Consider the following 22443-nt stretch of genomic DNA (forward strand, 5'->3'; position numbering starts at 1 on the left):
GATGGTTTCTCGCGGGTTCTCGCAAAACAGGAGTCAGCACAGGCAAGGACTGTACCCCAGGCCGACGGGCATGCTCCTTGCTCATTTGTCGGTTCCCCTTAACATGCTGTTATGCGCGACGAGGATCCATGGCACTGAACCTGCGCCAGATCGAGGTATTCCGGGCGGTCATGACGACCGGCTCCATCAGCGGCGCCTCACAATTGCTGTTCGTCTCCCAGCCGGCGGTGAGCCGCCTGCTGTCCCATACCGAGCAACGGGTGGGCTTCGCCCTGTTCGAACGCATCAAGGGCCGGCTCTATGCCACGCCGGAGGCCAAGAAACTGTTCCACGAGGTGGAGCACGTCTACCAGGCCGTGCAGCGCGTCAACGAACTGGCCACCGATCTCTCGGAAAACCGCAGCGGCATCCTCAACATCGTCTCCAGCCCCAGCATCGGGCAGATGCTGATCCCGCAGGCCATCGCCCTGTTCCGCAACCGGCATCCGGATGTCAAGCTGACCTTCCACTGCCTCAATTACGGCTACCTGAAGGATCGCCTGCTGGCGCGCCAGGCCGACCTGGGCATCATCATCCTGCCCATGGAACACCCCAGCCTGCAGGTCACACCCCTGTGCAGCAACCGGCTGGTGTGCGTGCTGCCCTACAACCATGAGCTGACCCGGCGCGGCACCCTGAGCCTGGCCGATCTGCGGCCCTTCCCGCTGATCTCCTACAACCGCGATTCCCCCTTCGGCGGCATCGTCGGCCGCTTCTACCAGTCCGAGGAAGAACCGCTACGACCCATCATGGAAGTGGGCTCGCCGCAGAACGCCTGTTCCCTGGTACAGATGGGGGCCGGGGTGGCGCTGGTGGATGAATTCTCGGTGCGCAGCTGGGCCGGCACCAGCCAGATGGTGGTGCGTCCGGTGGCACGCGCGCCCATCCTGCGGGCCAACCTGGTGCATGTGCGCACCGAGCCGCTGTCGCAGCTGACCCAGGCTTTCGTCGCCGAGTTGCAGCAGCTGGTGCGGGCCCAGGGCTACGGCCTGCCGCATGAAGAGGAAGTGAATGGTATCGATGGCGAGCATTAACACCACGTTAAGGCGTGCGCACAAAAAGGCATGCGACAAGCACGGATGACTCCACGACAATCGTTTCCATCCTGTCCGGCCTGGCCCAGCGCCCGGTCGCCGCTGCCACCATCTCTTCATGGAATGTCGCGCATGTCTTCTTCGTCCACATCTGCTTCTTCGCTGGCCACCGCACGCGGTGTCTACACCATCTGCCCCACACCCTTCCACGCCGATGGCGGTCTGGACCTGGGCAGCATCGCCACCCTGGTCGAGTTCCAGATCCAGGCCGGCGTCTCGGGTCTGGCCATCCTCGGTTTCCTGGGCGAGGCACACAAGCTCTCCAATGCCGAACGGCGCGCCGTGACCGCCACCTTCGTCAAGTGCGCCGCCGGTCGCGTGCCGGTCTGGGTCGGGGTGCGCGCACTGGGCCTGGCCGGTGCCATCGAGCAAGCCACCGAAGCCGCCGAGGCCGGCGCTGCCGCGGTCTTCGCCGCACCGCTGGACATGGCCTCGGACGCCGTGCAGTTCGATTACTACAAGTCGCTGGCGGCGGCCCTGAACATCCCGGTGGTGATCCACGATTTCCCCGACTCCTTCGGCACCGAGATCAAGGCCGAAGTGATCGCCCGCCTGGGCCGCGAAGGCGGGGTCAACTTCATCAAGATGGAAGAGCCGCCGGTGGGCCAGAAGATCAGCCGCATCCGCGACCTGGCGGGCGAATCCATGCGCATCTTCGGTGGACTGGGCGGCGTGTATTTCCTGGAAGAGTTGCAGCGCGGCGCGGTCGGTACCATGACCGGCTTTGCCTTCCCCGAAATCCTGGTGCGCATCTATGACCAGTTCGCCGCCGGCGACCTGGCCGGTGCCGCAGCCACCTTCGACAAATATTGCCCGCTCATCCGCTATGAATTCCAGCCCAAGATCGGCCTGTCGCTGCGCAAGTATGTCTACCGCAAGCGCGGCGTGATTTCCAGCGACGCCATCCGCTCGCCGGGCATGCGCATCGATCCCGAGACCGAGCGCGAACTGGAAGCCGTGATCGCCCGCGTGGGCCTGGACCTCAACCAGCGCGGCGCGCTGGTCATCCAGTAAGGGGCCGCGCATGGACCTGGGAATCGCCGGACGTCGCGCACTGGTCTGCGCCTCCAGCAAGGGGCTGGGCCTGGCCTGTGCCATTTCTCTGGCGCGCGAAGGCGTGGCCGTGACCATGACCGCACGCGGCGCCGAGGCGCTGGAGGCGGCCGCACAGCAGGTGCGCGAGGCTGCCGGTGCCACCGGTGCCACCGTCATCGCTGTGGCCGGCGACATCACCACGCCCGAGGGCCGCGCCCTGGCGCTGGCGGCCTGTCCCGATCCGGACATCCTCATCACCAACGCCGGTGGCCCCAAGCCCGGCGACTTCCGCGAGTGGTCGCGGGACGACTGGATCGCCGCCGTGGATGCCAACATGCTCACCCCCATCGAGCTCATCAAGGCCACCGTGGACGGCATGATGAAGCGCGGCTTCGGTCGCATCGTCAACATCACCTCCGGCGCGGTGAAGGCGCCCATCGACATCCTCGGCCTGTCCAACGGCGCACGCTCCGGGCTGACCGGTTTCGTCGCCGGCCTGGCGCGCAAGACCGTGGCCCACAACGTGACCATCAACAACCTGCTGCCCGGCCCGTTCGAGACCGATCGCCTGCTGGCCACGGCCGCCGCCGCTGCCCGTGGGACCGACAAGAGCGTGGAGCAGGTCCTGGCGGCCCGCCGCGCCGCCAATCCGGCCGGACGTTTCGGCCAGCCCGGCGAATTCGGCGATGCCTGTGCCTGGCTGTGCAGCGCCCAGGCCGGCTTCGTCACCGGGCAGAACCTGCTGATGGATGGCGGCGCCTATCCCGGCACTTTCTGAACGCAGACTCCGACAAGGAAGGCAATGAGCATGGACTTCGACCTCACCATCCGCAACGGCCGCATCTCCACCGACCGTGACACCTTCGTGGCCGACATCGGCGTCAAGGATGGCGTGATCGTGCGCATCGCACCGGGCCTGTCGCCCGGGCGCGAAGATATCGACGCGGCCGGTCGCTGGGTGCTGCCGGGTGGCATCGACAGTCACTGCCACATCGAACAGCTTTCCGGAATGGGCATGATGTGCGCCGACGATTTCTATTCCGGCACCGTGTCGGCGGCCTTCGGCGGCACCACCACCATCATTCCCTTCGCCGCCCAGCATCGCGGCAAGCGCATTCCCGACGTCATCGCCGACTACGCGCAACGCGCCCGTGAAAAGGCGGTGATCGACTACGGCTTCCACCTGATCCTGGCCGACCCTGACGAGCAGGCGCTGCAACACGACCTGCCGCAGGCCATCCGCGACGGCATCACCTCGCTGAAGGTCTACATGACCTACAACGCCTTGAAGCTGGACGACTACCAGCTGCTGGACGTGATGGCGCTGGCCGGCAGGGAAGGGGCGCTGGTGATGATCCACGCCGAGAACCACGACATGATCCGCTGGCTCGCCTCGCGCCTGCTGGACCAGGGCCATACCGCACCCAAGTTCCACGCCGTGGCGCACGACCCGTTGGCCGAAGCCGAGTCCAGCAACCGCGCCATTGCACTGTCGCGCCTGATCGGCGTGCCGGTGCTGATCGTGCACGTGGCCGGCGCCGAAACCGTGCAGACCATCCGCAATGCCAAGCTGCTGGGCGCGCAGATCCATGCCGAGAGCTGCCCGCAATACCTGTTCCTTACCGCCGAGGATATCGACCTGCCCGGTGTGGAAGGCGCCAAGTATTGCTGCAGCCCGCCGCCGCGTGACGCCAATGCCCAGGAGGCGGTCTGGGCCGGACTCAAGGATGGCACGCTGGGCATGTATTCCTCCGACCACGCGCCTTACCGCTTCGACGAAAGCGGCAAGCTGCCGCGTGGCGAAGACACCACCTTCAAGGAAATGGCCAATGGCGTGCCCGGCATCGAACTGCGCCTGCCGCTGCTGTTTTCCGAAGGCGTGCTGGGCGGGCGTATCGACATCCACGAATTCGTGCGCCTGAGCGCCACCAACCACGCCCACATGTATGGCCTGTCGCACTGCAAGGGCAACATCGCCGAAGGCCTGGATGCCGACCTGGTGATCTGGAACCCCGAACGCGAAACCACCATCACGGCCGAGCTGCTGCACGACAACGTCGGCTACACCCCCTATGAAGGCCGGCAGATCAAGGGCTGGCCGGAAGTGGTCACCAGCCGTGGCCGGGTGGTGGTCAGCGAGGGCGAACTGAAAGTGCAGCGCGGATCGGGCCGCTATATCGCGCGCCAGTGTCCGGAACCGGCCAGCATCGCGCAACGGCCATCGCGCAGCCATCTGCCGGGCTTGCTCGGCCTCAAGGGAAAAGCATGGGAGCAGCAATGAACGCAAGCAATCACAAACGCTTCGGCCTGGCCGTGGCGCAGATGGGGCCGGTGCAACTGGCCGAGGATCGTGCCACCGTGGTGTGCCGCCTGCTGGAGATGACGCGTGAAGCCGCCTCGCGCGGCGCGAAGATGGTGGTCTTCCCGGAACTGGCGCTGACCACCTTCTTCCCGCGTTACTGGATGGAAGACCAGGCCGAGGTCGATGCCCGTTTCTTCGAATCCGAGATGCCGGGGCCGCGGACCCGCCCGCTGTTCGAACTGGCGGCGCAACTGGGCATCGGCTTCTATCTCGGCTATGCCGAACTGACCGCCGACGGCCATCACTACAACACCGCCATCCTGGTCGATGACAAGGCGCAGATCGTGGCGCGCTATCGCAAGATCCACCTGCCCGGCCATAGCGATCACAAGCCCGAGGCGCCGTTCCAGCACCTGGAAAAGAAATACTTCGAGGTCGGCAACGATGGCTTCGGCGTCACCGACATGCTGGGCACCCGCATCGGCCAATGCCTGTGCAACGACCGCCGCTGGCCCGAGACCTACCGCGTCATGAGCCTGCAGAGCGCGCGCATCGTCACGCTGGGCTACAACACGCCGTCCTGGAACATCCACTGGAACGAGCCGCCGCACCTGCGCATGTTCCACCACCTGCTGTCGCTGCAGGCCAATGCCTACCAGAACGGCCTGTGGGTGGCGGCGGCCGCCAAGTGCGGGTTTGAAGACGGCTTCCACATGATCGGCGGCTCGGCCATCGTCGCGCCTTCCGGCGAGATCGTGGCGCAGGCACAGGGCGAGGAAGACGAAGTCATCTTCGCCAACTGCGACCTGGGCCTGGGCGAGACCTTCCTGCAGCACGTCTTCAATTTCGCCAAGCACCGTCGTCCCGAACACTACCGACTCATCGTCGAACGCACCGGTGCCGGCGAACCGCTGGCGCCGTCCGAACTGTCCACCTGAATCCTGTCCACCTTCCACCCAATCGAGGAGTGTTGCGATGTTGCCCTTCCTGGCCCTGCCATCCAAGTTATCCCTGAAGTGTTCCCTGCTGGTCGCCCTGTCGGCCAGCGCGCTGCTGTCGGCCGGGGCATTCGCCCAGGGCGCGCCGCTGCGCACCGGCGTGGATGCCACCTTCGCCCCGCATGCCATGGTCAAGCTGGGCGGCGGCCTGCAAGGCTTCAACATCGACCTGGGTGAAGAACTGGCGCGCCGCCTGGGCCGCAAGATCGAGATCGAAGGCACCGAATTCTCCGGTCTGGTACCAGGCCTGAACGCCAAGAAATACGACTTCGTGCTGGCGCCGGTGACCGCCACCCCCGAGCGCGCCAAGGCCATGCTCTTCACCGAGGGCTACCTCGATACCGACTACACCTTCGTCATCAAGAAGGGCGCGCCCGCCATCACCGCCCTGGAAGACCTCAAGGGCAAGACCATCTCGGTCAACAAGGGCTCGGCCTATGAACTGTGGGCGCGTGACAATGCGCCCAAGTACGGCTTCAAGTACGACGTCTACGGCAACAACGCCGATGCCGTGCAGGCGGTGCAATCGGGACGCGCCGACGCCAACCTGGCCGGCAGCACGGTAGCGGCCTGGGCCGCCAAGCAGAACCCGGCCGTGCAGACCACCTATACCGTCAAGACCGGCCTGGTCTGGGCGCTGGCCTTCCGCCTGGACGACAAGGCCGGTCGCGACGCCGCCGGCATGGCGCTCAAGTGCATGAAGCAGGACGGCACGATGGGCAAGATCGCCCAGAAGTGGTTCGGCTATACCCCCGCACCAGACGCCACCGTGGTCAAGGTCGGCGTGGGGCAGGGCGTGCCGGGCCTGGATGGCTACGACCCGACGCCGGTCACGCTCAAGTGCCACTGATCCCGGCCCTTTTCACCGGATGACCCACCCATGAACCTTGCTGCCCCCATCCTCGAAATCGTCGGCCTGCACAAGTCCTATGAAGGCAATACGGTCTTGCGCGGCATCGACCTGCGCGTGCGCACCGGCCAGCTGATCTGCGTGATCGGCCCGTCCGGCTCGGGCAAGAGCACCATGCTGCGTTGCTGCAACCGGCTGGAAGAACCCAGTGCCGGCCAGATCGTGGTGGATGGGGTGGACATCATGCATGCCCGCACCGACCTCAACGCCGTGCGCCAGCAGATCGGCATGGTGTTCCAGCAGTTCAACCTGTACCCGCACCTGAGCGTGCTGGGCAATGTGATGCTGGCTCTGAAAAAGGTGCAGAAGCACTCGCATGCCGAGGCCGAAGCCCGTGCCCGACGGGCGCTGGAGCAGGTGGGCATGCTGGAAAAGGCGGCCGCCTATCCCGGCCAGCTGTCCGGCGGCCAGCAGCAGCGCGTGGGCATTGCCCGCGGCATCGCCCTGCAGCCCAAGGTGATGCTGTTCGACGAACCCACCAGCGCGCTCGACCCCGAGCTGGTGGGTAGCGTCCTGCAGGTCATGCGTCAGCTGCGCGAGGCCGGCATGACCATGCTGGTGGTCACGCACGAGATGGCCTTCGCCCGGGCGGCGGCCGACCGCGTGGTGTTCATGGATGGTGGCGTGATTGTCGAGGAAGGCCCGCCCGAACAGATCTTCGGCGATCCCCAGCAAGCCCGCACCAAGGCCTTCGTGGCCCGCTACGCCGCACAGCACTGAGCCATGGAGCAATTCCTCTTTACCTTCTTCAATGCCGAGATCGCCGCCCGCTACTGGCCGGACATCCTGCGCGGCATGGGCGTGACCGTCCTGCTGAGCCTGGCCGTGATCGGCACCGGGCTGCTGCTGGGCCTGTTGCTGGCGGTGCTGCGCGCCACCGGCAAGCGCGGCCTGGTGTTCATGGTGGTGGCCTTCGCCGATGTCATGCGGGCCTTGCCGCCGCTGATCCTGATCATCGTGCTGTTCTTCGCCTTTCCCTACATCGATCTGGCCATGTCGTCCTTCACTGCCACCTGGCTGGCGCTGAGCCTGGTGCTGGCGGCCTACGCCGAGGAAAGCATCTGGGCCGGCATCGCCGCCTTGCCGCGTGGCCAGAGCGAAGCGGCGCGCTCAACCGGCCTGTCCTGGGGCCAGACCATGGGCGCAGTGATCCTGCCGCAGGCCCTGCGCATGGCCGTGCCGGCGCTGACCAACCGTGTCATCTCCATCACCAAGAACACCGCGCTGGGCTCGGTGGTGGCCCTGTCGGAAATCCTCAATACCGCCCAGGCCGCCAGCAGCAATGCCGGCAATCCCACGCCGCTGATGCTGGGGGCGGCGGCCTACCTGCTGATCTTCATTCCGGTGGTCTTGTTCGCGCGCTGGCTGGAAACCCGCTGGCGCTGGAAACGATAGGAGAGGGCGTCCATGGAAGCCTTGCTGCAGAATTTCTTCAACCTGGAGGTCTATCGCCAGGTGCTGCCCTTCCTGCTGGGTGGCCTGTGGACCACGGTCTGGCTGTCGCTGCTGGTGATTCCCATCGGTGTGCTCTCGGGCCTGCTGCTGGCCTTGCTGGCCACCCAGAGCCGCTCGCGCGCGGTGCGCATTGCGGTGGCGGTGTATGTGGACTTCTTCCGTTCCTTCCCGCCGCTGGTGCTGCTGATCCTGATCTATTTCGGCGCCCCCTTCCTGGGGCTGGAGCTGCCCAAGCTGGTGGCCGTGGCGCTGGGCTTCATGTTCAACAATTCCAGCTATTTCGCCGAGGTGCTGCGCGCCGGCATCGAAAGCGTGCCCAGTGGTCAGATGGAAGCGGCACGCTCCACCGGCCTGTCGCGCTGGCAGGCACTGGCCTATGTAGTGGTGCCGCAGGCGGCGCGCAATGCGCTGCCCGACCTGGTGGGCAACTGCATCGAGGTCATCAAGCTGACCACCATCGCCAGCGTGGTGGCCCTGCCTGAACTGCTGCGGGTAGCGCGCGACGCCCAGGCGCTGGTCTACAACCCGTCGCCCATCGTGCTGGCGGCGCTGCTCTACCTGATCCTGCTGCTGCCGCTGGTGCGCTGGCTGTCGCGACTGGAACACCGGGGCCGCAGCCTGCACTGACCCACTCCGTCTTTCCTTTCCACAACATCACGCCGGCCCCACAGGCCGGCGTTTTCATTTCCGGCGCACCACATTGTGTCGCCGTCGCGACAGGGGCCGCCACGGTGCAAAAGGCGCACCGGTGCGGCGCCGCGTGCCTGTCTTTGGTGAGTTCCCAGCCGCGAAAGCGCAGAAATCAGGCTTTCCAGCCAGGCACGCTGTTTGCATAAAACGAGCAAAACGGTTTTTATATAAACCATCAGTTCATATATGGAACAAAATAAGTCATTTTGTTTTGAGATATCTGCTATATTGACTGCGAATATCTCCCATATATAAATTGCTGTTTCATATATGGAACGTTTCGGTGCCCGGCAGGAGGCACCCGTCCGCAGAGACGGCAGCCGGGAAGAATAGCTGGGGCGCAACAGCGCGCTATGGCAATCAGCAGAGGCAACATGATCGAAATCGAATTCCGCAAGGTCGGCAAAAGCTTTGTCGATCGCCAGACGGCGCAAGCGCGCGCCGCTGTCACCAACGTCAACCTGTCCATCAAGAGCGGCGAGGTGGTCTCCATCATCGGCCCCTCCGGCTGTGGCAAGAGCACTCTGCTCAACATGGGTGCCGGTCTCTACCTGCCCACCGAAGGCGAAGTCTTCGTCGGCGGCGAGCGCGTGACCAAGCCGGTCCGCAAGGTAGCCTTCATGCTGCAGAAGGATCTGCTCATGCCCTGGCGCAATATCCGCGCCAACGTCACCCTGGGCCTGGAAATCGACGGCATGCGCGAGGCCGAGCGCCGGCGCATCGCCGACGAGCTGCTGGCCAAGTGCCACCTCAAGGGCTTTGAAGAGCATTACCCGTACCAGCTCTCCGGCGGCATGCGCCAGCGCGCCGCGCTGGCCCGCACGCTGGCGGTGGACCCGCAGGTGCTGCTGCTGGACGAACCCTTCTCGGCCCTGGATGCGCAGACCAAGATGGTGCTGCAGCAGGACCTGGCCAAGATGCTCTACGAAAAGAAGAAGACCGCGCTCTTCATCACCCACGATCTGGTGGAAGCCATCGCCCTGTCGGACCGCCTGCTGGTCATGAGCGAGCGTCCCGGCACCATCGTCGAGGAAATCGTGGTGGACCTGCCGTTCCGCGACAACCCGCTGGAGCGTCGTAAGCTGCCCGAGATCGGCCCCTTGCAAGGGCGCCTGATGGAACTGCTCAAGGTGGGCAAAGAGACCGCCGAGCTGCACTGATTTCACGCTGCATCTTCACCCGTCAACAGAGAGACCCCAAGGGAGAGCCAGAAACATGAAGAACCTGTTCGCATCCGCCTGTAGTGCACTTGCCCTGGTCGCCGCCACGGGCGCCGCCGTCCTGCCCCTGGCCGCGCACGCCGCGCCGGAAGAAGTGACCTACCTGCTGCCTGCACCACCCAATTCGCCGGCCTTCGCCCCCTGGGTGCTGGCCCAGCACAAAGGCTATTACGCCGATGAAAACCTGAAGGTCAGCTTCATCGTCGCCAAGGGCGGCGTGGACGTGGCCAAGCAGATCGGTGCCGGCAATGCCGTCATCGGTGGCGCCATCGGCGACACCCCCATCGTGGTGCGCGCCAACGGCATCCCGGTCAAGGCCATCGCCGTGCTGGGCGCCGGTTCGGTGACCATGGTGGCGGCCAATCCGGCCGACGGCATCAAGGGCCTCAAAGACCTCAAAGGCAAGACCGTCACCGTGATGTCCTATACCGACACCACCTATTACGCCTTCCTGGGCAGCCTGAAGACGGCCGGCCTGTCCAAGACCGACGTGCAGATCCAGGCCGCCGGCCCCTCGGGCGTCTGGCAGCTGTACACCTCGGGCAAGTCGCAGGCCTTCGCCGGCGTGCCGGACTGGGTGGTCAATGCCACCGATGCCGGTGCCAAGGTCGAACTGCTGGACAACGGCGGCTTCAAGAGCATGGCCCAGGCCATCCTGGCCTCCGACGACACCATCAAGAAGAACCCGGATCTGTTGAAGCGCCTGGTGCGCGCCACCCTGCGCGGCATGCAGGACATCATGAAGGACCCCAAGGCCGCCGCCGATGACTACGTCGCTGCACTGCCCACCTACAAGGGCAAGGAAGCCAGCATCCAGGCCACCTTCGAGATGTACAACAAGTACGTCTATGCCAACCAGAAGACCCTGGGCCAGATCGACCAGGCGCGCATGGAAGCGGTGCAGAAGTTCTACGTCAGCGAAGGCATCGTCACCAAGGCCACGCCGGTCAACGAGCTCTTCACCAACCAGTTCGTCGGAGTCGCCAAGTAATCATGAATACCACCACAGCCAAAGACCTGACCATGTCCAGTCCCGAGCCAACGTCCTCGCCCAATCCGGTCAAGCCGACGGCGCGCCGTCCGCTGTTGAACGACAAGGCCCGCACGGTGTGCGGCAGCCTGGCGCTGCTGGTGGTGTTCATCGCCGCGTGGCAGTGGGGCCCGGGCATGCTGGGCATGCCCGAATACATCCTGCCCAACTTCATGCAGGTGGTACGTGAAGCGGTGGTGATGTGGAACAACGCGCAATTGCTGCAGCACTTCGGCATCACCGCCATGGAAGTGGTGTTCGGCTTCCTCTTCGGCGCCTTGCTGGGCCTGGCCGTCGGTGTCGCGCTGGGTCTCTCGCCACGGGCCGAGGCCATGCTCTCGCCTTACATCCTGGCACTGCAGATCGCGCCCAAGGTGGCCTTTGCGCCGCTGTTCGTGATGTGGCTGGGCTACACCATCTATCCCAAGATCATCGTGGCGGTGCTGATCGTGTTCTTCCCGATCATGATCAACGTGCTCTCGGCCATCCGTACCGTCGATCCCGACATGGTCAACCTGGTGCGCACGCTCAATGCCGGCCGCTGGCAGATCTTCCACCTGGTCGAGTTCCGTTCGGCGCTGCCGGCGCTGTTCTCGGGCCTGCGCATCGCCTCCACGCTGTCGGTGATCGGCGTGACCGTGGGTGAACTGGTGGGTGGCAACCAGGGCCTGGGTTATCTGCTGGTCGATGGCGAAGGGCAGGGCAATACCGCCGCCGTCTTCGTCTCCATCGTCGCACTGACCCTGATCGGCGTGGTCACCTACGGCGTGGTGGTCTGGGCCGAACGCAAGGTCCTGCACTACCTGCCCAAGGCCAATACCAGCACCGTCTGAATCCAGAGACTCAACCAGCGCAACAGGAGCAAGCACATGTCAGCAGCAAGCACGGCGACACTTTTGGCGGGACGACGCATTCTGGTCACTGGCGCCGCACGCGGCCTCGGCCTGGCGTTCGTGGACACCATCGCCGCCGCCGGGGCCACGGTGGCCATGGCCGACATCCTGCAGGAAGAACTGGCGGCCTCGGTGGCCGCCCTGAAACAACGTGGCCTGCAGGTCGAGGGCTTTGCACTGGACCTGGCCGATCCGGCCTCGGTGAAGGCCTGCGCGGCGGCCGCCACGCAATGGCTGGGCGGACTCGACGGCCTGGTCAACAACGCCGCCATCACCAACTCCGGCGGCAAGAGCAGCGAGCAGCTGGAAGTGGACATGTGGGACCGCGTCATGGATGTCAACGTGCGCGGCACCTGGCTGATGACCAATGCCTGCCTGCCGGCGCTGCGTGCCTCGGGGCGCGGCGCGGTGGTGAACCTGTCGTCCGATACCCCGCTGTGGGGTGCTCCCAACCTGCTGGCCTACGTGGCCAGCAAGAGCGCGGTGATCGGCATGACCCGTTCGCTGGCACGCGAGCTGGGCGCCGACAACATCACCGTCAATGCGGTGGCACCGGGCCTGACGCTGGTGGAAGCCACGCAGTATGTACCGCAGGCGCGGCACCAGCACTACCTGGACGGCCGTGCCATCCGGCGTGACCAGTTGCCCGAGGATGTCTGCGGCGCGGTGGTGTTCGCGCTATCGGAGATGGCGCGCTTCTTCACCGGTCAGGTGATGGCGGTCAACGGTGGCTTCGTGATGCATTGAAAACGTATTTCTTGCCAGATCAACCCGGATCACTCCGGACCCCTTCAAGGAGAAAAGCATGACCGATATGTCCGAACAGGAAAACATGGGCCGCAGCTGGGATCGCCCTGCCGGCGCCAGCTTCGCCGACTGGATGGAGTCGCGCGTGGCGCGCCTGTCCACCCGCAAGTACGACTGGAACGCACTGAAGTTCCAGGCCGACTACGACCCCAAGTACCGTCGCGCCCAGATGCGCTACATCGGCACCGGCGGCACGGGTGTGGCGCATGACGCCAACGTCATTCCCTCCGAGCATTTCACCTTCTCGACCATGATCATCCCGGCCGGCCACGAAGGCCCGTCGCACCTGCACGTGGACGTGGAAGAAGTGTTCTTCGTCCTGCGCGGCAAGCTCAAGCTGGTGCTGGAAAAGGATGGCGAGCGCTTCGAGACCATCCTCACCGACCGTGACGTGGTCTCGGTGCCGCCGGGCGTGTATCGCGAAGAGATCAACATCGGTGACGAAGACGCGCTGATGTGCGTGATGCTGGGCGCCAAGAAGCCCATCACCCCGACCTATCCGCCGGATCATCCGCTGACCGCCATCAAGCGCTGATTGCAGAGAACGACACCATGCATCCCGACACCTCCATCGCCTCCGCCACCGCAGTCAGCTGCGACGACGCCCTGCGCGAACCGCTGGCCCTGCTGGAAGGCCGCTTCGCCGAGGGTAGCGTCGAGGTGCCGGGCGGCCGTGTCAGCTACCGCAGCTGCGGCAGCGGTCCGGTGGTGGTGCTGTTGCATGGCATCAGCTCGGGCGCGGCCTCGTGGTTGCAGTGCGCGCTCAAGCTGGAGTCGCAGGCCCGCGTGATCGCCTGGAACGCGCCCGGTTACGGCCGTTCCACACCGCTGACGATGAGCCAGCCCAAGGCGGTCGATTATGCAAGGCGTCTGCAGGACATGCTGCAGGCGCTGGAAGTCGAGCAGTGCGTGCTGGTCGGCCATTCGCTGGGGGCGTTGATGGCCGCAGCCTACCTGGCCCATGGCGATGGCCGCGCACGCCGCACGCTGCTGGCCGATCCGGCGCTGGGCTACGGCGCCGCCGGCAAGCAAGAGCGCGCGCACCAGGTGCGGGAAGAGCGCCTGGGCGCCTTGCGCACCCTGGGCATCGCCGGCATGGCGCAGAAGCCGACGCGCCTGCTGTCGGCCCGCGCCAGCGTGCAGGACCACGCCTGGGTGCGCTGGAACATGCAGTGGCTGGACGCCTCGGGCTACACCCAGGCCGTGCAATTGTTGTGCGGTGACGATATCGCGCCTTACCTGCAGGCTGCACCACGACGGGGGTTGTCGGTGGCATGCGGGGCCGAGGACATCGTCACCACACCGGAGGCCAGTGAAGGGCTGGCCAGGCAGTTCGAACTTCCCTTCAAGCTGGTGGACGCGGCCGGTCATGCCTGCTATATCGAGCAGCCGTCGCAATTTGCTGCGCTGATCAGCGCGCAACTCACCTCAACCAACTAGAACAGAAAATCATCATGAACAAACCAGTGATGCCAGAAGAAGAGTCGCAAGACAAGTATTCCGTCCCCGGCCTGGAACGCGGCCTGCGCCTGCTGTGCGAATTCAGCCGCCAGGACAAGACCCTGTCCGCGCCCGAACTGGCGCGTCGCCTGGACATCCCGCGCTCTACCGTGTTCCGCCTGCTGGCCACGCTGGAACGCATGGGCTTCGTCGAGCGTGCCGACGGCGGGCGTGACTATCGCCTGGGCATGTCGGTGTTGCGCCTGGGCTTCGAATACCTGGCCTCGCTGGAACTGACCGAGATCGGCCGCCCGCTGCTGGACCGCCTGCGCGACGAGATCGGCTACTCCTGCAACCTGGTGGTGCGCGATGGCCGCTCCATTGTCTATGTCGCCAAGTCGGTCACCCAGACCGCCTTCACCAGCCATGTCAACGTCGGCACCCGCTTGCCGGCGCATGCCACCGTGCTGGGTCGGGTGCTGCTGGAAGACCTGAGCCTGCCGCAACTGCGCGCCCTGTATCCGGAAGAACACCTGGAAGTCTTTTCCAGCAACACCCCCAAGACCGTGGTCGAACTGTTCGACATGGTGCAGGCCGACAAGGAACGTGGCTTCGTGCTGCAGGAAGGTTTCTTCGAAACCAGCATCTCCACCGTCGCCGCACCGGTGCGCGATCACTCCGGCAATGTGGTGGCCGCCATGGGCGCCACGATCCCTTCGCCGCACATCGACGCCAGCCAGCTCGACATCATCGTGGCCCGCGTGCGCGATACGGCGGCCGAACTGTCCCGCCTGCTGGACCACGCCCCGCAGGGCGGTGCCAAGGTAGTCAACATGTGGCGGGGCTGAAATGGCGATGACTTCTCTCCAGGGCAAGGTGGCCGTGGTCACCGGCGGCTCTTCCGGCATCGGTCTGGCGACCGTGGAACTGCTGCTGGAAGCGGGCGCAGCCGTGGCCTTCTGCGGCCGTGATGGCGCCCGGCTGAAGGACGCCGAAGCCGCGCTGCGCGAGCGCTACCCGCAGGCCCGCCTGTACAGCGCCCCTTGCGACGTGCTGTCGCAGGAGCAGGTGCAGGCCTTCGCCGCCTCGGTGGAAAACACCCTGGGCGCGGTGTCCATGCTGGTCAACAACGCCGGCCAGGGCCGCGTCTCGACCTTCGCCGATACCGCCGACGAGGCCTGGAGCGAAGAGCTGCGCCTGAAATTCTTTTCCGTGATCTACCCGACCCGCGCCTTCCTGCCGCAACTGCAGGCCATGAGCGCGCAGCACGGGGATGCCGCCATCGTCTGCGTCAACTCGCTGCTGGCCACGCAACCCGAGCCGCACATGGTAGCGACTTCCGCCGCCCGCGCCGGCGTGCACAACCTGGTGCGCTCGCTGGCCACCGAACTGGCCAATGGCGACGCCGCCCGCGTGCGTGTGAACGGCATCCTGATCGGCCTGGTGGAGTCGGGCCAATGGCGCCGCCGCTATGCCGCGCGCGGCCCCGAACTGCAGGACCAGAGCTGGGCCCAATGGACCGCCGCGCTGGCCGCAAAGAAACAGATTCAACTCGGCCGTCTCGGCCTTCCCCGGGAAGCCGCGCAGGCGATCGTATTCCTCGCCACGCCGCTTTCCTCGTACACCACAGGCAGCCATATCGATGTTTCAGGAGGACTTTCCCGCCATGTCTAATACCAACCAGCAAGTGACCGTCGGCTGCGCCATCGCGGCTTTCCTCGAACAGTGCGGCGTGAAGGCTGCCTTCGGCGTGATCTCGATCCACAACATGCCCATCCTCGACGCCTTCGGCGAGCGCGGCAAGATCCGCTTCATCCCGGCCCGTGGCGAAGCCGGCGGCGCCAACATGGCCGACGCCTATGCCCGTACCACCGGTGGCCTGGGTGTATGCCTGACCTCCACCGGCACTGCAGCCGGCAATGCCGCCGGCGCCATGGTGGAAGCCTTGACCGCCGGTACGCCGCTGCTGCACCTGACCGGTCAGATCGAGACGCCTTACCTGGACCAGAGCCTGGCCTACATCCACGAAGCGCCGGACCAGTTGAGCATGCTCAAGGCCATCTCCAAGGCGGCCTTCCGCATCCGTAGCGTGGAGACCGCCATCAGCACCATCAAGCTGGCCGTGCAGACTGCACTGACCCCGCCGATGGGCCCGGTCTCGGTGGAAATCCCCATCGACATCCAGGCTGCCCTGATCCCCATGCCCAGCAACCTGCAACCGCTGGCCATCCCGCAAAGCGTGCCGTCGGCGCGCGCGCTGGATGAACTGGCCGAGCGCCTGATGAAGGCCAAGCGTCCGCTGCTGTGGCTGGGCGGCGGGGCGCGGCATGCCGGCGCGCAGGTAAAGCGCCTGATGGACCTGGGCTTCGGCGTGGTCACCAGCACCCAGGGTCGCGGCATCGTGGCCGAGGATGATCCGCGCTCGCTGGGCGCCTTCAACCTGCACAAGCCGGTCGAGAATTTCTATCAGAGCTGCGACGCCATGCTGGTGGTCGGCTCGCGCCTGCGCGGCAACGAAACCCTGAAGTACGAACTGAAACTGCCGCGCCCGCTGTATCGCGTGGATGCCGATCCGGCTGCCGAAGGCCGCTGCTACACCAGCGACTATTTCGTCTGCGGTGATTCGGCGCTGGTACTGTCCGGCCTGGCCGACCGCCTGGCCGCGCTGAAGGTCGATCCGGGCTTCATGGCCGACCTGCAGAAGGCACGCGATACCGCCGTGCATGGCCTGGTCGATGGCCTCGGCCCCTATAGCGCCCTGGTGGAACAGTTGCAGCAGGCGGCCGGCCGCGAGTTCAACTGGGTACGCGACGTCACCGTCTCCAACAGCACCTGGGGCAACCGCTACCTGCGCATCTTCGATCCGCGTGCCGGCGTGCATGCGCTGGGCGGCGGCATCGGCCAGGGCCTGGCCATGGGTATCGGCGCGGCCATCGGTGCGGCGGTCACGCAGTCCGGCAAGAAGACCTTCACCCTGGCCGGTGATGGCGGCTTCATCCTCAACCTGGGTGAGCTGGCCACGGCCGTTCAGGAACAGGCTGACATGGTGATCGTGCTGATGAACGACAAGGGCTACGGCGTCATCAAGAACATCCAGGATGCGCAATACGGCGGTCGTCGCCACTACGTGGACCTGCACACGCCCGATTATGCCGAACTGTCCTCGGCGCTGAAGCTGCGTCACCAGCGCGTGGGCAACCTGGCCGAGGTGGCCGGGGCGCTGGACGAGGCGCTGTCGCAGAAGGGCCCCTTCCTGCTGGAGATCGACATGCTGACCATCGGCAGCTTCAAGACTGCCTTCGCTGGCCCGCCGGTCAATCAGACGGAAAACGTGGAAAGCGCGGAAAGCGCGGAAAAGGCCGCCGCCGCAGCCGCTGCCGTGGTCGCCGCTGCCGCCACTGCGGCCACCGCCTGAGGAGCCGAGCATGCTGCACGTATCGATGATCGGATGCGGCGCCATCGGCGTGGGCGTCATGGAGATCTTGAAGAGTGATCCCGAGGTCGCCTTCGACATGGTGGTGGTGCCGGAGGCGCACATGGAGCGCGCCCGCAGCACCGTCTCCACACTGGCGCCGACGGCCCGGGTGGTGTCGCGGCTGGGGGACGAGCGTCCTGACCTGCTGATCGAATGCGCCGGTCATCAGGCCATCGCCGAACACATCATCCCGGCGCTGGAGCGTGGCATCCCCTGCATGGTGGTGTCCATCGGCGCCTTGTCCGAACCCGGCCTGGTCGACAAGCTGGAAGCCGCCGCCCGCGCCGGCAAGACCCAGGTGCAGTTGCTTTCCGGCGCCATCGGCGCCATCGACGCCCTGGCCGCGGCCAAGGTCGGTGGGCTGGAATCGGTGGTCTATACCGGCCGCAAGCCGCCGCAGGCCTGGAAGGATACGCCGGCCGAGGCTGCCTTCGATCTGGATGCGCTCAAGGAGCCGACCGTCATCTTCGAAGGCAGCGCCCGCGAAGCGGCGCGCCTGTATCCCAAGAATGCCAACGTCGCCGCCACGCTGTCGCTGGCCGGCCTGGGCCTGGACCAGACCCGGGTGCGCCTGTATGCCGATCCGGGCGTGAGCGAGAACGTGCACTACGTGGAAGCGCGGGGCGCCTTCGGCGGCTTCGAGCTGACCATGCGCGGCAAGCCGCTGGCGGCCAATCCCAAGACCTCGGCGCTGACCGTCTACAGCGTCGTGCGCGCCCTGGGCAATCGTGCCCATGCGCTGTCGATCTGAGCAGTTGAGTATCTGAATATCTGAGCTTCGCAAGGACATGTCGACCATGATGAATCTGAACGAAACGCTGCCGATCTGCATCGCCGGTCAATGGCGATTGGGTGGCGGCGACCGTTATGCCACGCTCTACCCGGCCACGGGTGAGCCGGTGGCCTACCTCAATGCGGCCAGTGTGGCCGATGTGGAAGAGGCCATCGCCGGTGCCGACCACGCCTTCCGCACCAGCGGCTGGGCGCAGAAGAAGCCGCATGAACGTGCCGCCGTGCTGTACCGCGTGGCGCAGCTGATCCGCGAACGCGGCGAAGCCCTGGCGCAGATGCAGCGCCTGGACAATGGCAAGCCCATCAGCGAGACGCGCAATCTGGTGGCCAGTGCGGCCGCCACCTTCCAGTTCTTCGCGGCCGCCTGTGAAACCCTGGAAGAAACCCTCACGCCCATGCGTGGCGACAACCTCACCATGAGCGTGTATGAACCCATGGGCGTGGTGGCCGCCATCACGCCGTGGAATTCGCCGATCGCCAGCGAGGCGCAGAAGATGGCGCCGGCCCTGGCTGCCGGCAATGCAGTGGTGGTCAAGCCGGCCGAGGTGACCCCGCTGGCCGCGCTGGAACTGGCGCGCATCTGCATCGAAGCCGGCGTGCCGGCCGGCATGATCAGCGTGCTGCCGGGCAAGGGCTCGGTGATCGGCGACGCCATCACCCTGCATCCGCTGGTCAAGCGCGTCTCCTTCACCGGTGGCACCACCACCGGCAAGCACATCGCCCACATCGCCGCCGACAAGATGATGCCGGTCTCGCTGGAACTGGGCGGCAAGTCGCCCACCATGGTGTTCGAGGATGCCGATCTCGACCATGCCGTGGCCGGTGTGCTGTATGGCATCTTCAGCAGTTCCGGCGAATCCTGCATCGCCGGCTCGCGCCTGTTCGTGGCGCGCGCGCTGTACGACGGTTTCATGGAACGCCTGGCTGCCGGTGCCGCCGCGCTGCGGGTAGGCGATCCGGCCGACGAGCGCACCCAGATGGGACCGCTGATCACCGCCCGCCATCGCGAAGGCATCGAGCGCTATGTCGATATCGGCGTCACCGATGGCGGCCGCATCCGCACCGGTGGCGTGCGTCCGCAGGGCGCGCAGTTCGAACGCGGTTACTACTACACCCCGACCATCATCGAAGGCGTCAGCAATGAGCAACGCATCTGCCAGGAAGAAATCTTCGGGCCGGTGCTGGTGGCCATGCCTTTCGACCACGAAGACGACCTGATCCGGCAAGCCAACGACAGCGTCTATGCGCTCGCCGCAGGTATCTGGACGCGCGACTACAAGCGCGCCTGGCGCATCGGCCGCGCAGTGCAGGCCGGCAACGTCTGGATCAACACCTACAAGCAATTCTCGATCTCGACCCCCTTCGGCGGCTGGCGCGACAGTGGCCTGGGTCGCGAGAAGGGCAGGCTGGGCATCCTGCAGTACATGGAGCAGAAGGCCATGTACTGGGGCATGAACGAACAGCCCTTGCCCTGGGCCGGCTAAGAGCGCCGCCCCCCTGAACACGTATTGGAGACACACATGGACGTATTGGGTATCGACGAAATCATCTACGGCGCGGACGACCTGCCGACCTGCCGCCAGTTCTTCCTCGACTGGGGCATGCTGCTGGCGCAGGAAAGCGCAGCCGAACTGGTCTTCGAATCGCAGAACGGCTGCCGCGTCATCGTGCGCGACAGCGCCGACCCCGGCCTGCCGCCGGCCATCGAAGCCGGATCGACCCTGCGCGAGGTGGTGTGGGGCGTGTCCTCGGCCGCCGTGCTGGACAAGTTCGCCGGCCGCATTAGCGGTCTGCCGGGCTACGTCAATGACGGCAAGCGCGTCGGTTGCACCGATCCGAATGGCCTGGCGGTGCGCTTCCAGGTCTCGGTCAAGCGCGATGTCGAGATCGAATGCGCACGCATGAACACCTGGAACGAAAAGAACCGCATCAACCAGCGCAGCCCCATCTATGAACGTGCCACGCCCATCGAGGTGGGCCACGTGGTGTTCTTCGTCAAGGACGTCAAGGCCTGCGAACGCTTCTATTGCGAGAACTTCGGCTTCGTGCCCTCGGACCGCTATCCGGAACGCGGCGCCTTCCTGCGCTGCGCCGATGTCGGCGGGCATCACGACATCTTCCTGCTGCAACCGCCGGAGGCAAGGTCGGGCTTGAACCACGTCGCCTTCACCGTGCGCGACATCCATGAAGTCTTCGGCGGTGGCATGCACATGTCGCGCAAGGGCTGGGATACCCAGCTGGGTCCGGGCCGTCATCCGATTTCCTCGGCCTACTTCTGGTACTTCAAGAATCCGGCCGGCGGCCTGATCGAATACTACGCCGACGAAGACCAGCTCGATGCCCACTGGGAGCCGCGTGACTTCGAACCCGGCCCGACCGTGTTCGCCGAATGGGCCATCGATGGCGGCATCGACGGCAACACCCGCCGTCAGAAGAATGCACAAGGCCCCAGCGGCAAGTTCCTGACCGACCGCGCGCCGGCCGGCAAGTAAGACGGCAATCCGTCATTTGTAGAAAGGAAATCCAGATGTCCTTCAAGATCGGAATCCTGGGCGCCGGCATCGGCGGCCTGACCGCCGCCATCGCCCTGCAGCGCGCGGGCCATGAGGTGGTGGTGTATGAACAGTCCAAGCAGTTCCTGCGCGTGGGCGCGGATATCAACCTCACCCCCAACGCGGTGCGCGCCCTGGACGGCCTGGGCATCGGCGAGGCCGTGCGCCGTACCGCGGCCCGTCCCACCCACCGCATCAGCCGTACCTGGGACAGCGGCGAGGAAACCTCGCGCCTGGCCATGGGCGACACCGCCGAGCAGAAATACGGCGCACCGCAACTGACCATCCACCGTGCCGACCTGCTGGCGGCGCTGGCCGAGGTATTCCCGCTGGAGCAGGTGCGCTTTGCCAAGCGCGCCGAGAAGATCAGCGAAGAGGACGATGGCATCCATCTGCACTTCACCGATGGCAGTACGGACCGCGTGGACGTGCTCATCGGTGGCGATGGCATCCACTCCGCCGTGCGCACTGCCATGTTCGGTGCCGAGAGCCCGCGCTTCACCGGCGTGGTGGCCTTCCGCGCCGTGGTGCCGGCCTCCCGCGTGGCCGGCGTGCCGAACCTGCAGGCCTTCACCAAGTGGTGGGGTCCGAACCCGGAAAGCCAGATCGTGACCTTCCCGCTCAATCGCGGTGAAGACATCTTCATCTTCGCTACCACCGCGCAAGAAAGCTGGCACCTGGAATCCTGGACCACCCCGGGCAACGTGCAGGAACTGCGCGACAGCTACGCCGGTTTCCACCCCGACGCCACGGCCTTGCTGGACGCCTGCGACGAAGTGCTCAAGACCGCGCTGTATGAACGCGATCCGTTGCCGGCCTGGGCGCGCGGCAACATGGCGCTGCTGGGCGATGCCTGCCACCCGATGATGCCGTTCATGGCGCAGGGCGCCGGCATGGCCATCGAGGATGCGGTGGTGCTGGCGCGCTGCCTGGCCAAGGTCACCACGCTGGAGCAGGTGGCAGGATCCTTGCATGCCTATGCGCAGTTGCGCATGGAACGCGCCTCCAAGATCCAGATCGGTTCACGCGGCAACAACTGGCTGCGCGAGGGCGGCAATGCCGACTGGGTCTATGGCTATGACGCCTGGACCACGCCGCTGGATGCCCAGCCCGAATCCGTTGCCGTCCCTGCGTGAGCCAGCGATGAGTGCAGAGACCAATTCCGACCGCATGCTCCTGACCATTGTGCTCAGGCATGACCAGTCGAAGAACCTGGAGCAGATCCAGGCGCACATGAAGCAGATGGACTGGTGGGAGCGCTTCCCGGTGGAGGGCTGTCGCGTGGTGTCCTGGACCGTGGCCATGGGCCTGGGCCAGATCGTCACCCTGGAGCTGCCGCCGGCGCTGCTGCCGCAAGTCAATGTCGAGCTGGAGCGCTCGGCCTGGGGCGTGTTCCGTACCGAGTGCTACCCCACTTACGATTTTGTTCCCGTGCGCGAGCGTATCCGCGAGCGCGTCAGAAATGGAGGCCAATGATGGTTGCAACTGTTACCGATGTCTATCTCAATCCGCACCAGGCACGTCGCCGTGCGCCGACCCAGTTCGAAGACCTGCTGGGCGACTCCATCGAGCGCGCCTATGCCGCCGGCATCCACGAGCTGGATGCGCTGGTGGCACACCTGAACCGTACCGGCCCGAGCTGCCCCTACAACCAGGGCGTGTGGACCGCCGCCAACTTCCAGGAAGAGATTGCCCGCCTGGCCGCCTGATC

General features: G+C 65.6%; 24 protein-coding genes. All 24 read left to right on the plus strand.

What is annotated here, in order from left to right; translation table 11 throughout:
- Positions 1-128 precede the first annotated feature (128 nt).
- Positions 129-1073 carry a LysR substrate-binding domain-containing protein gene (locus tag HBH1_RS01700; protein WP_006462335.1) on the plus strand — a complete coding sequence of 315 codons (945 nt, stop codon included), beginning with the start codon at positions 129-131 and terminating at the stop codon, positions 1071-1073.
- Positions 1074-1205: 132 nt separating this feature from the next.
- Positions 1206-2147 carry a dihydrodipicolinate synthase family protein gene (locus HBH1_RS01705; RefSeq protein WP_077237856.1) on the plus strand — a complete coding sequence of 314 codons (942 nt, stop codon included), beginning with the start codon at positions 1206-1208 and terminating at the stop codon, positions 2145-2147.
- 10 nt (positions 2148-2157) lie between these two features.
- Positions 2158-2946, plus strand: a complete 789-nt coding sequence (locus HBH1_RS01710; protein WP_102661336.1) for an SDR family oxidoreductase — start codon at positions 2158-2160, stop codon at positions 2944-2946.
- Positions 2947-2976: 30 nt separating this feature from the next.
- Positions 2977-4449, plus strand: a complete 1473-nt coding sequence (gene hydA, locus HBH1_RS01715; RefSeq protein WP_102661560.1) for a dihydropyrimidinase — start codon at positions 2977-2979, stop codon at positions 4447-4449.
- A complete protein-coding gene (locus HBH1_RS01720; RefSeq protein WP_233207489.1) occupies positions 4446-5408 on the plus strand; it encodes an N-carbamoyl-D-amino-acid hydrolase in 963 nt (320 codons plus the stop codon). The genes hydA and HBH1_RS01720 overlap by 4 nt, the downstream gene beginning before the upstream one ends.
- Positions 5409-5445: 37 nt before the next feature.
- The gene (locus HBH1_RS01725) at positions 5446-6318 is read left to right on the plus strand and encodes a transporter substrate-binding domain-containing protein (protein ID WP_006462340.1); all 873 of its coding nucleotides are present in this window, start codon (positions 5446-5448) and stop codon (positions 6316-6318) included.
- Positions 6319-6348: 30 nt separating this feature from the next.
- Complete coding sequence (locus HBH1_RS01730; RefSeq protein ID WP_102661338.1) at positions 6349-7098, plus strand: amino acid ABC transporter ATP-binding protein; 750 nt, start codon at positions 6349-6351, stop codon at positions 7096-7098.
- A 3-nt stretch (positions 7099-7101) separates the two neighbouring features.
- Positions 7102-7773 carry an amino acid ABC transporter permease gene (locus HBH1_RS01735; RefSeq protein WP_102661339.1) on the plus strand — a complete coding sequence of 224 codons (672 nt, stop codon included), beginning with the start codon at positions 7102-7104 and terminating at the stop codon, positions 7771-7773.
- Positions 7774-7785: 12 nt separating this feature from the next.
- A complete protein-coding gene (locus HBH1_RS01740) occupies positions 7786-8460 on the plus strand; it encodes an amino acid ABC transporter permease (RefSeq protein ID WP_102661340.1) in 675 nt (224 codons plus the stop codon).
- A gap of 437 nt (positions 8461-8897) precedes the next feature.
- A complete protein-coding gene (locus HBH1_RS01745; RefSeq protein ID WP_006462344.1) occupies positions 8898-9683 on the plus strand; it encodes an ABC transporter ATP-binding protein in 786 nt (261 codons plus the stop codon).
- 55 nt (positions 9684-9738) lie between these two features.
- Positions 9739-10734: an ABC transporter substrate-binding protein gene (locus tag HBH1_RS01750; protein ID WP_102661341.1), complete on the plus strand. Its 996-nt coding sequence runs from the start codon at positions 9739-9741 to the stop codon at positions 10732-10734.
- Between the two features lie 2 nt (positions 10735-10736).
- Entirely contained in the window at positions 10737-11606 is an 870-nt protein-coding gene (locus HBH1_RS01755) for an ABC transporter permease (protein ID WP_006462346.1), read from the plus strand.
- Between the two features lie 36 nt (positions 11607-11642).
- Positions 11643-12413 (plus strand): SDR family oxidoreductase, encoded by a 771-nt coding sequence (locus HBH1_RS01760; RefSeq protein WP_102661342.1) that lies wholly within the window; start codon positions 11643-11645, stop codon positions 12411-12413.
- Positions 12414-12471: 58 nt separating this feature from the next.
- On the plus strand, positions 12472-13008 hold the full coding sequence (locus tag HBH1_RS01765) for a cupin domain-containing protein (RefSeq protein ID WP_102661343.1): 537 nt from the start codon (positions 12472-12474) through the stop codon (positions 13006-13008).
- 17 nt (positions 13009-13025) lie between these two features.
- Positions 13026-13913, plus strand: a complete 888-nt coding sequence (locus HBH1_RS01770) for an alpha/beta fold hydrolase (RefSeq protein WP_102661344.1) — start codon at positions 13026-13028, stop codon at positions 13911-13913.
- A gap of 14 nt (positions 13914-13927) precedes the next feature.
- Positions 13928-14761 carry an IclR family transcriptional regulator gene (locus tag HBH1_RS01775; protein ID WP_006462350.1) on the plus strand — a complete coding sequence of 278 codons (834 nt, stop codon included), beginning with the start codon at positions 13928-13930 and terminating at the stop codon, positions 14759-14761.
- Between the two features lies 1 nt (position 14762).
- A complete protein-coding gene (locus HBH1_RS01780; RefSeq protein WP_039874641.1) occupies positions 14763-15587 on the plus strand; it encodes an SDR family oxidoreductase in 825 nt (274 codons plus the stop codon).
- Positions 15580-17328: a thiamine pyrophosphate-binding protein gene (locus HBH1_RS01785; protein ID WP_102661345.1), complete on the plus strand. Its 1749-nt coding sequence runs from the start codon at positions 15580-15582 to the stop codon at positions 17326-17328. The genes HBH1_RS01780 and HBH1_RS01785 overlap by 8 nt, the downstream gene beginning before the upstream one ends.
- Before the next feature lie 10 nt (positions 17329-17338).
- A complete protein-coding gene (locus HBH1_RS01790) occupies positions 17339-18139 on the plus strand; it encodes an aspartate dehydrogenase (protein ID WP_006462353.1) in 801 nt (266 codons plus the stop codon).
- 49 nt (positions 18140-18188) lie between these two features.
- Positions 18189-19664, plus strand: a complete 1476-nt coding sequence (locus tag HBH1_RS01795) for an aldehyde dehydrogenase (RefSeq protein ID WP_199181514.1) — start codon at positions 18189-18191, stop codon at positions 19662-19664.
- Between the two features lie 36 nt (positions 19665-19700).
- The gene (locus HBH1_RS01800; protein ID WP_102661346.1) at positions 19701-20672 is read left to right on the plus strand and encodes a VOC family protein; all 972 of its coding nucleotides are present in this window, start codon (positions 19701-19703) and stop codon (positions 20670-20672) included.
- 35 nt (positions 20673-20707) lie between these two features.
- A complete protein-coding gene (locus HBH1_RS01805) occupies positions 20708-21868 on the plus strand; it encodes an FAD-dependent monooxygenase (RefSeq protein ID WP_102661347.1) in 1161 nt (386 codons plus the stop codon).
- 7 nt (positions 21869-21875) lie between these two features.
- Positions 21876-22208, plus strand: a complete 333-nt coding sequence (locus tag HBH1_RS01810; protein ID WP_102661348.1) for a hypothetical protein — start codon at positions 21876-21878, stop codon at positions 22206-22208.
- Positions 22208-22441 (plus strand): recombinase-like helix-turn-helix domain-containing protein, encoded by a 234-nt coding sequence (locus HBH1_RS01815; protein WP_006462358.1) that lies wholly within the window; start codon positions 22208-22210, stop codon positions 22439-22441. The genes HBH1_RS01810 and HBH1_RS01815 overlap by 1 nt, the downstream gene beginning before the upstream one ends.
- Positions 22442-22443 lie beyond the last annotated feature (2 nt).

Source organism: Herbaspirillum sp. BH-1 (genome assembly GCF_002870055.1).
GTDB lineage: Bacteria > Pseudomonadota > Gammaproteobacteria > Burkholderiales > Burkholderiaceae_D > Herbaspirillum > Herbaspirillum frisingense.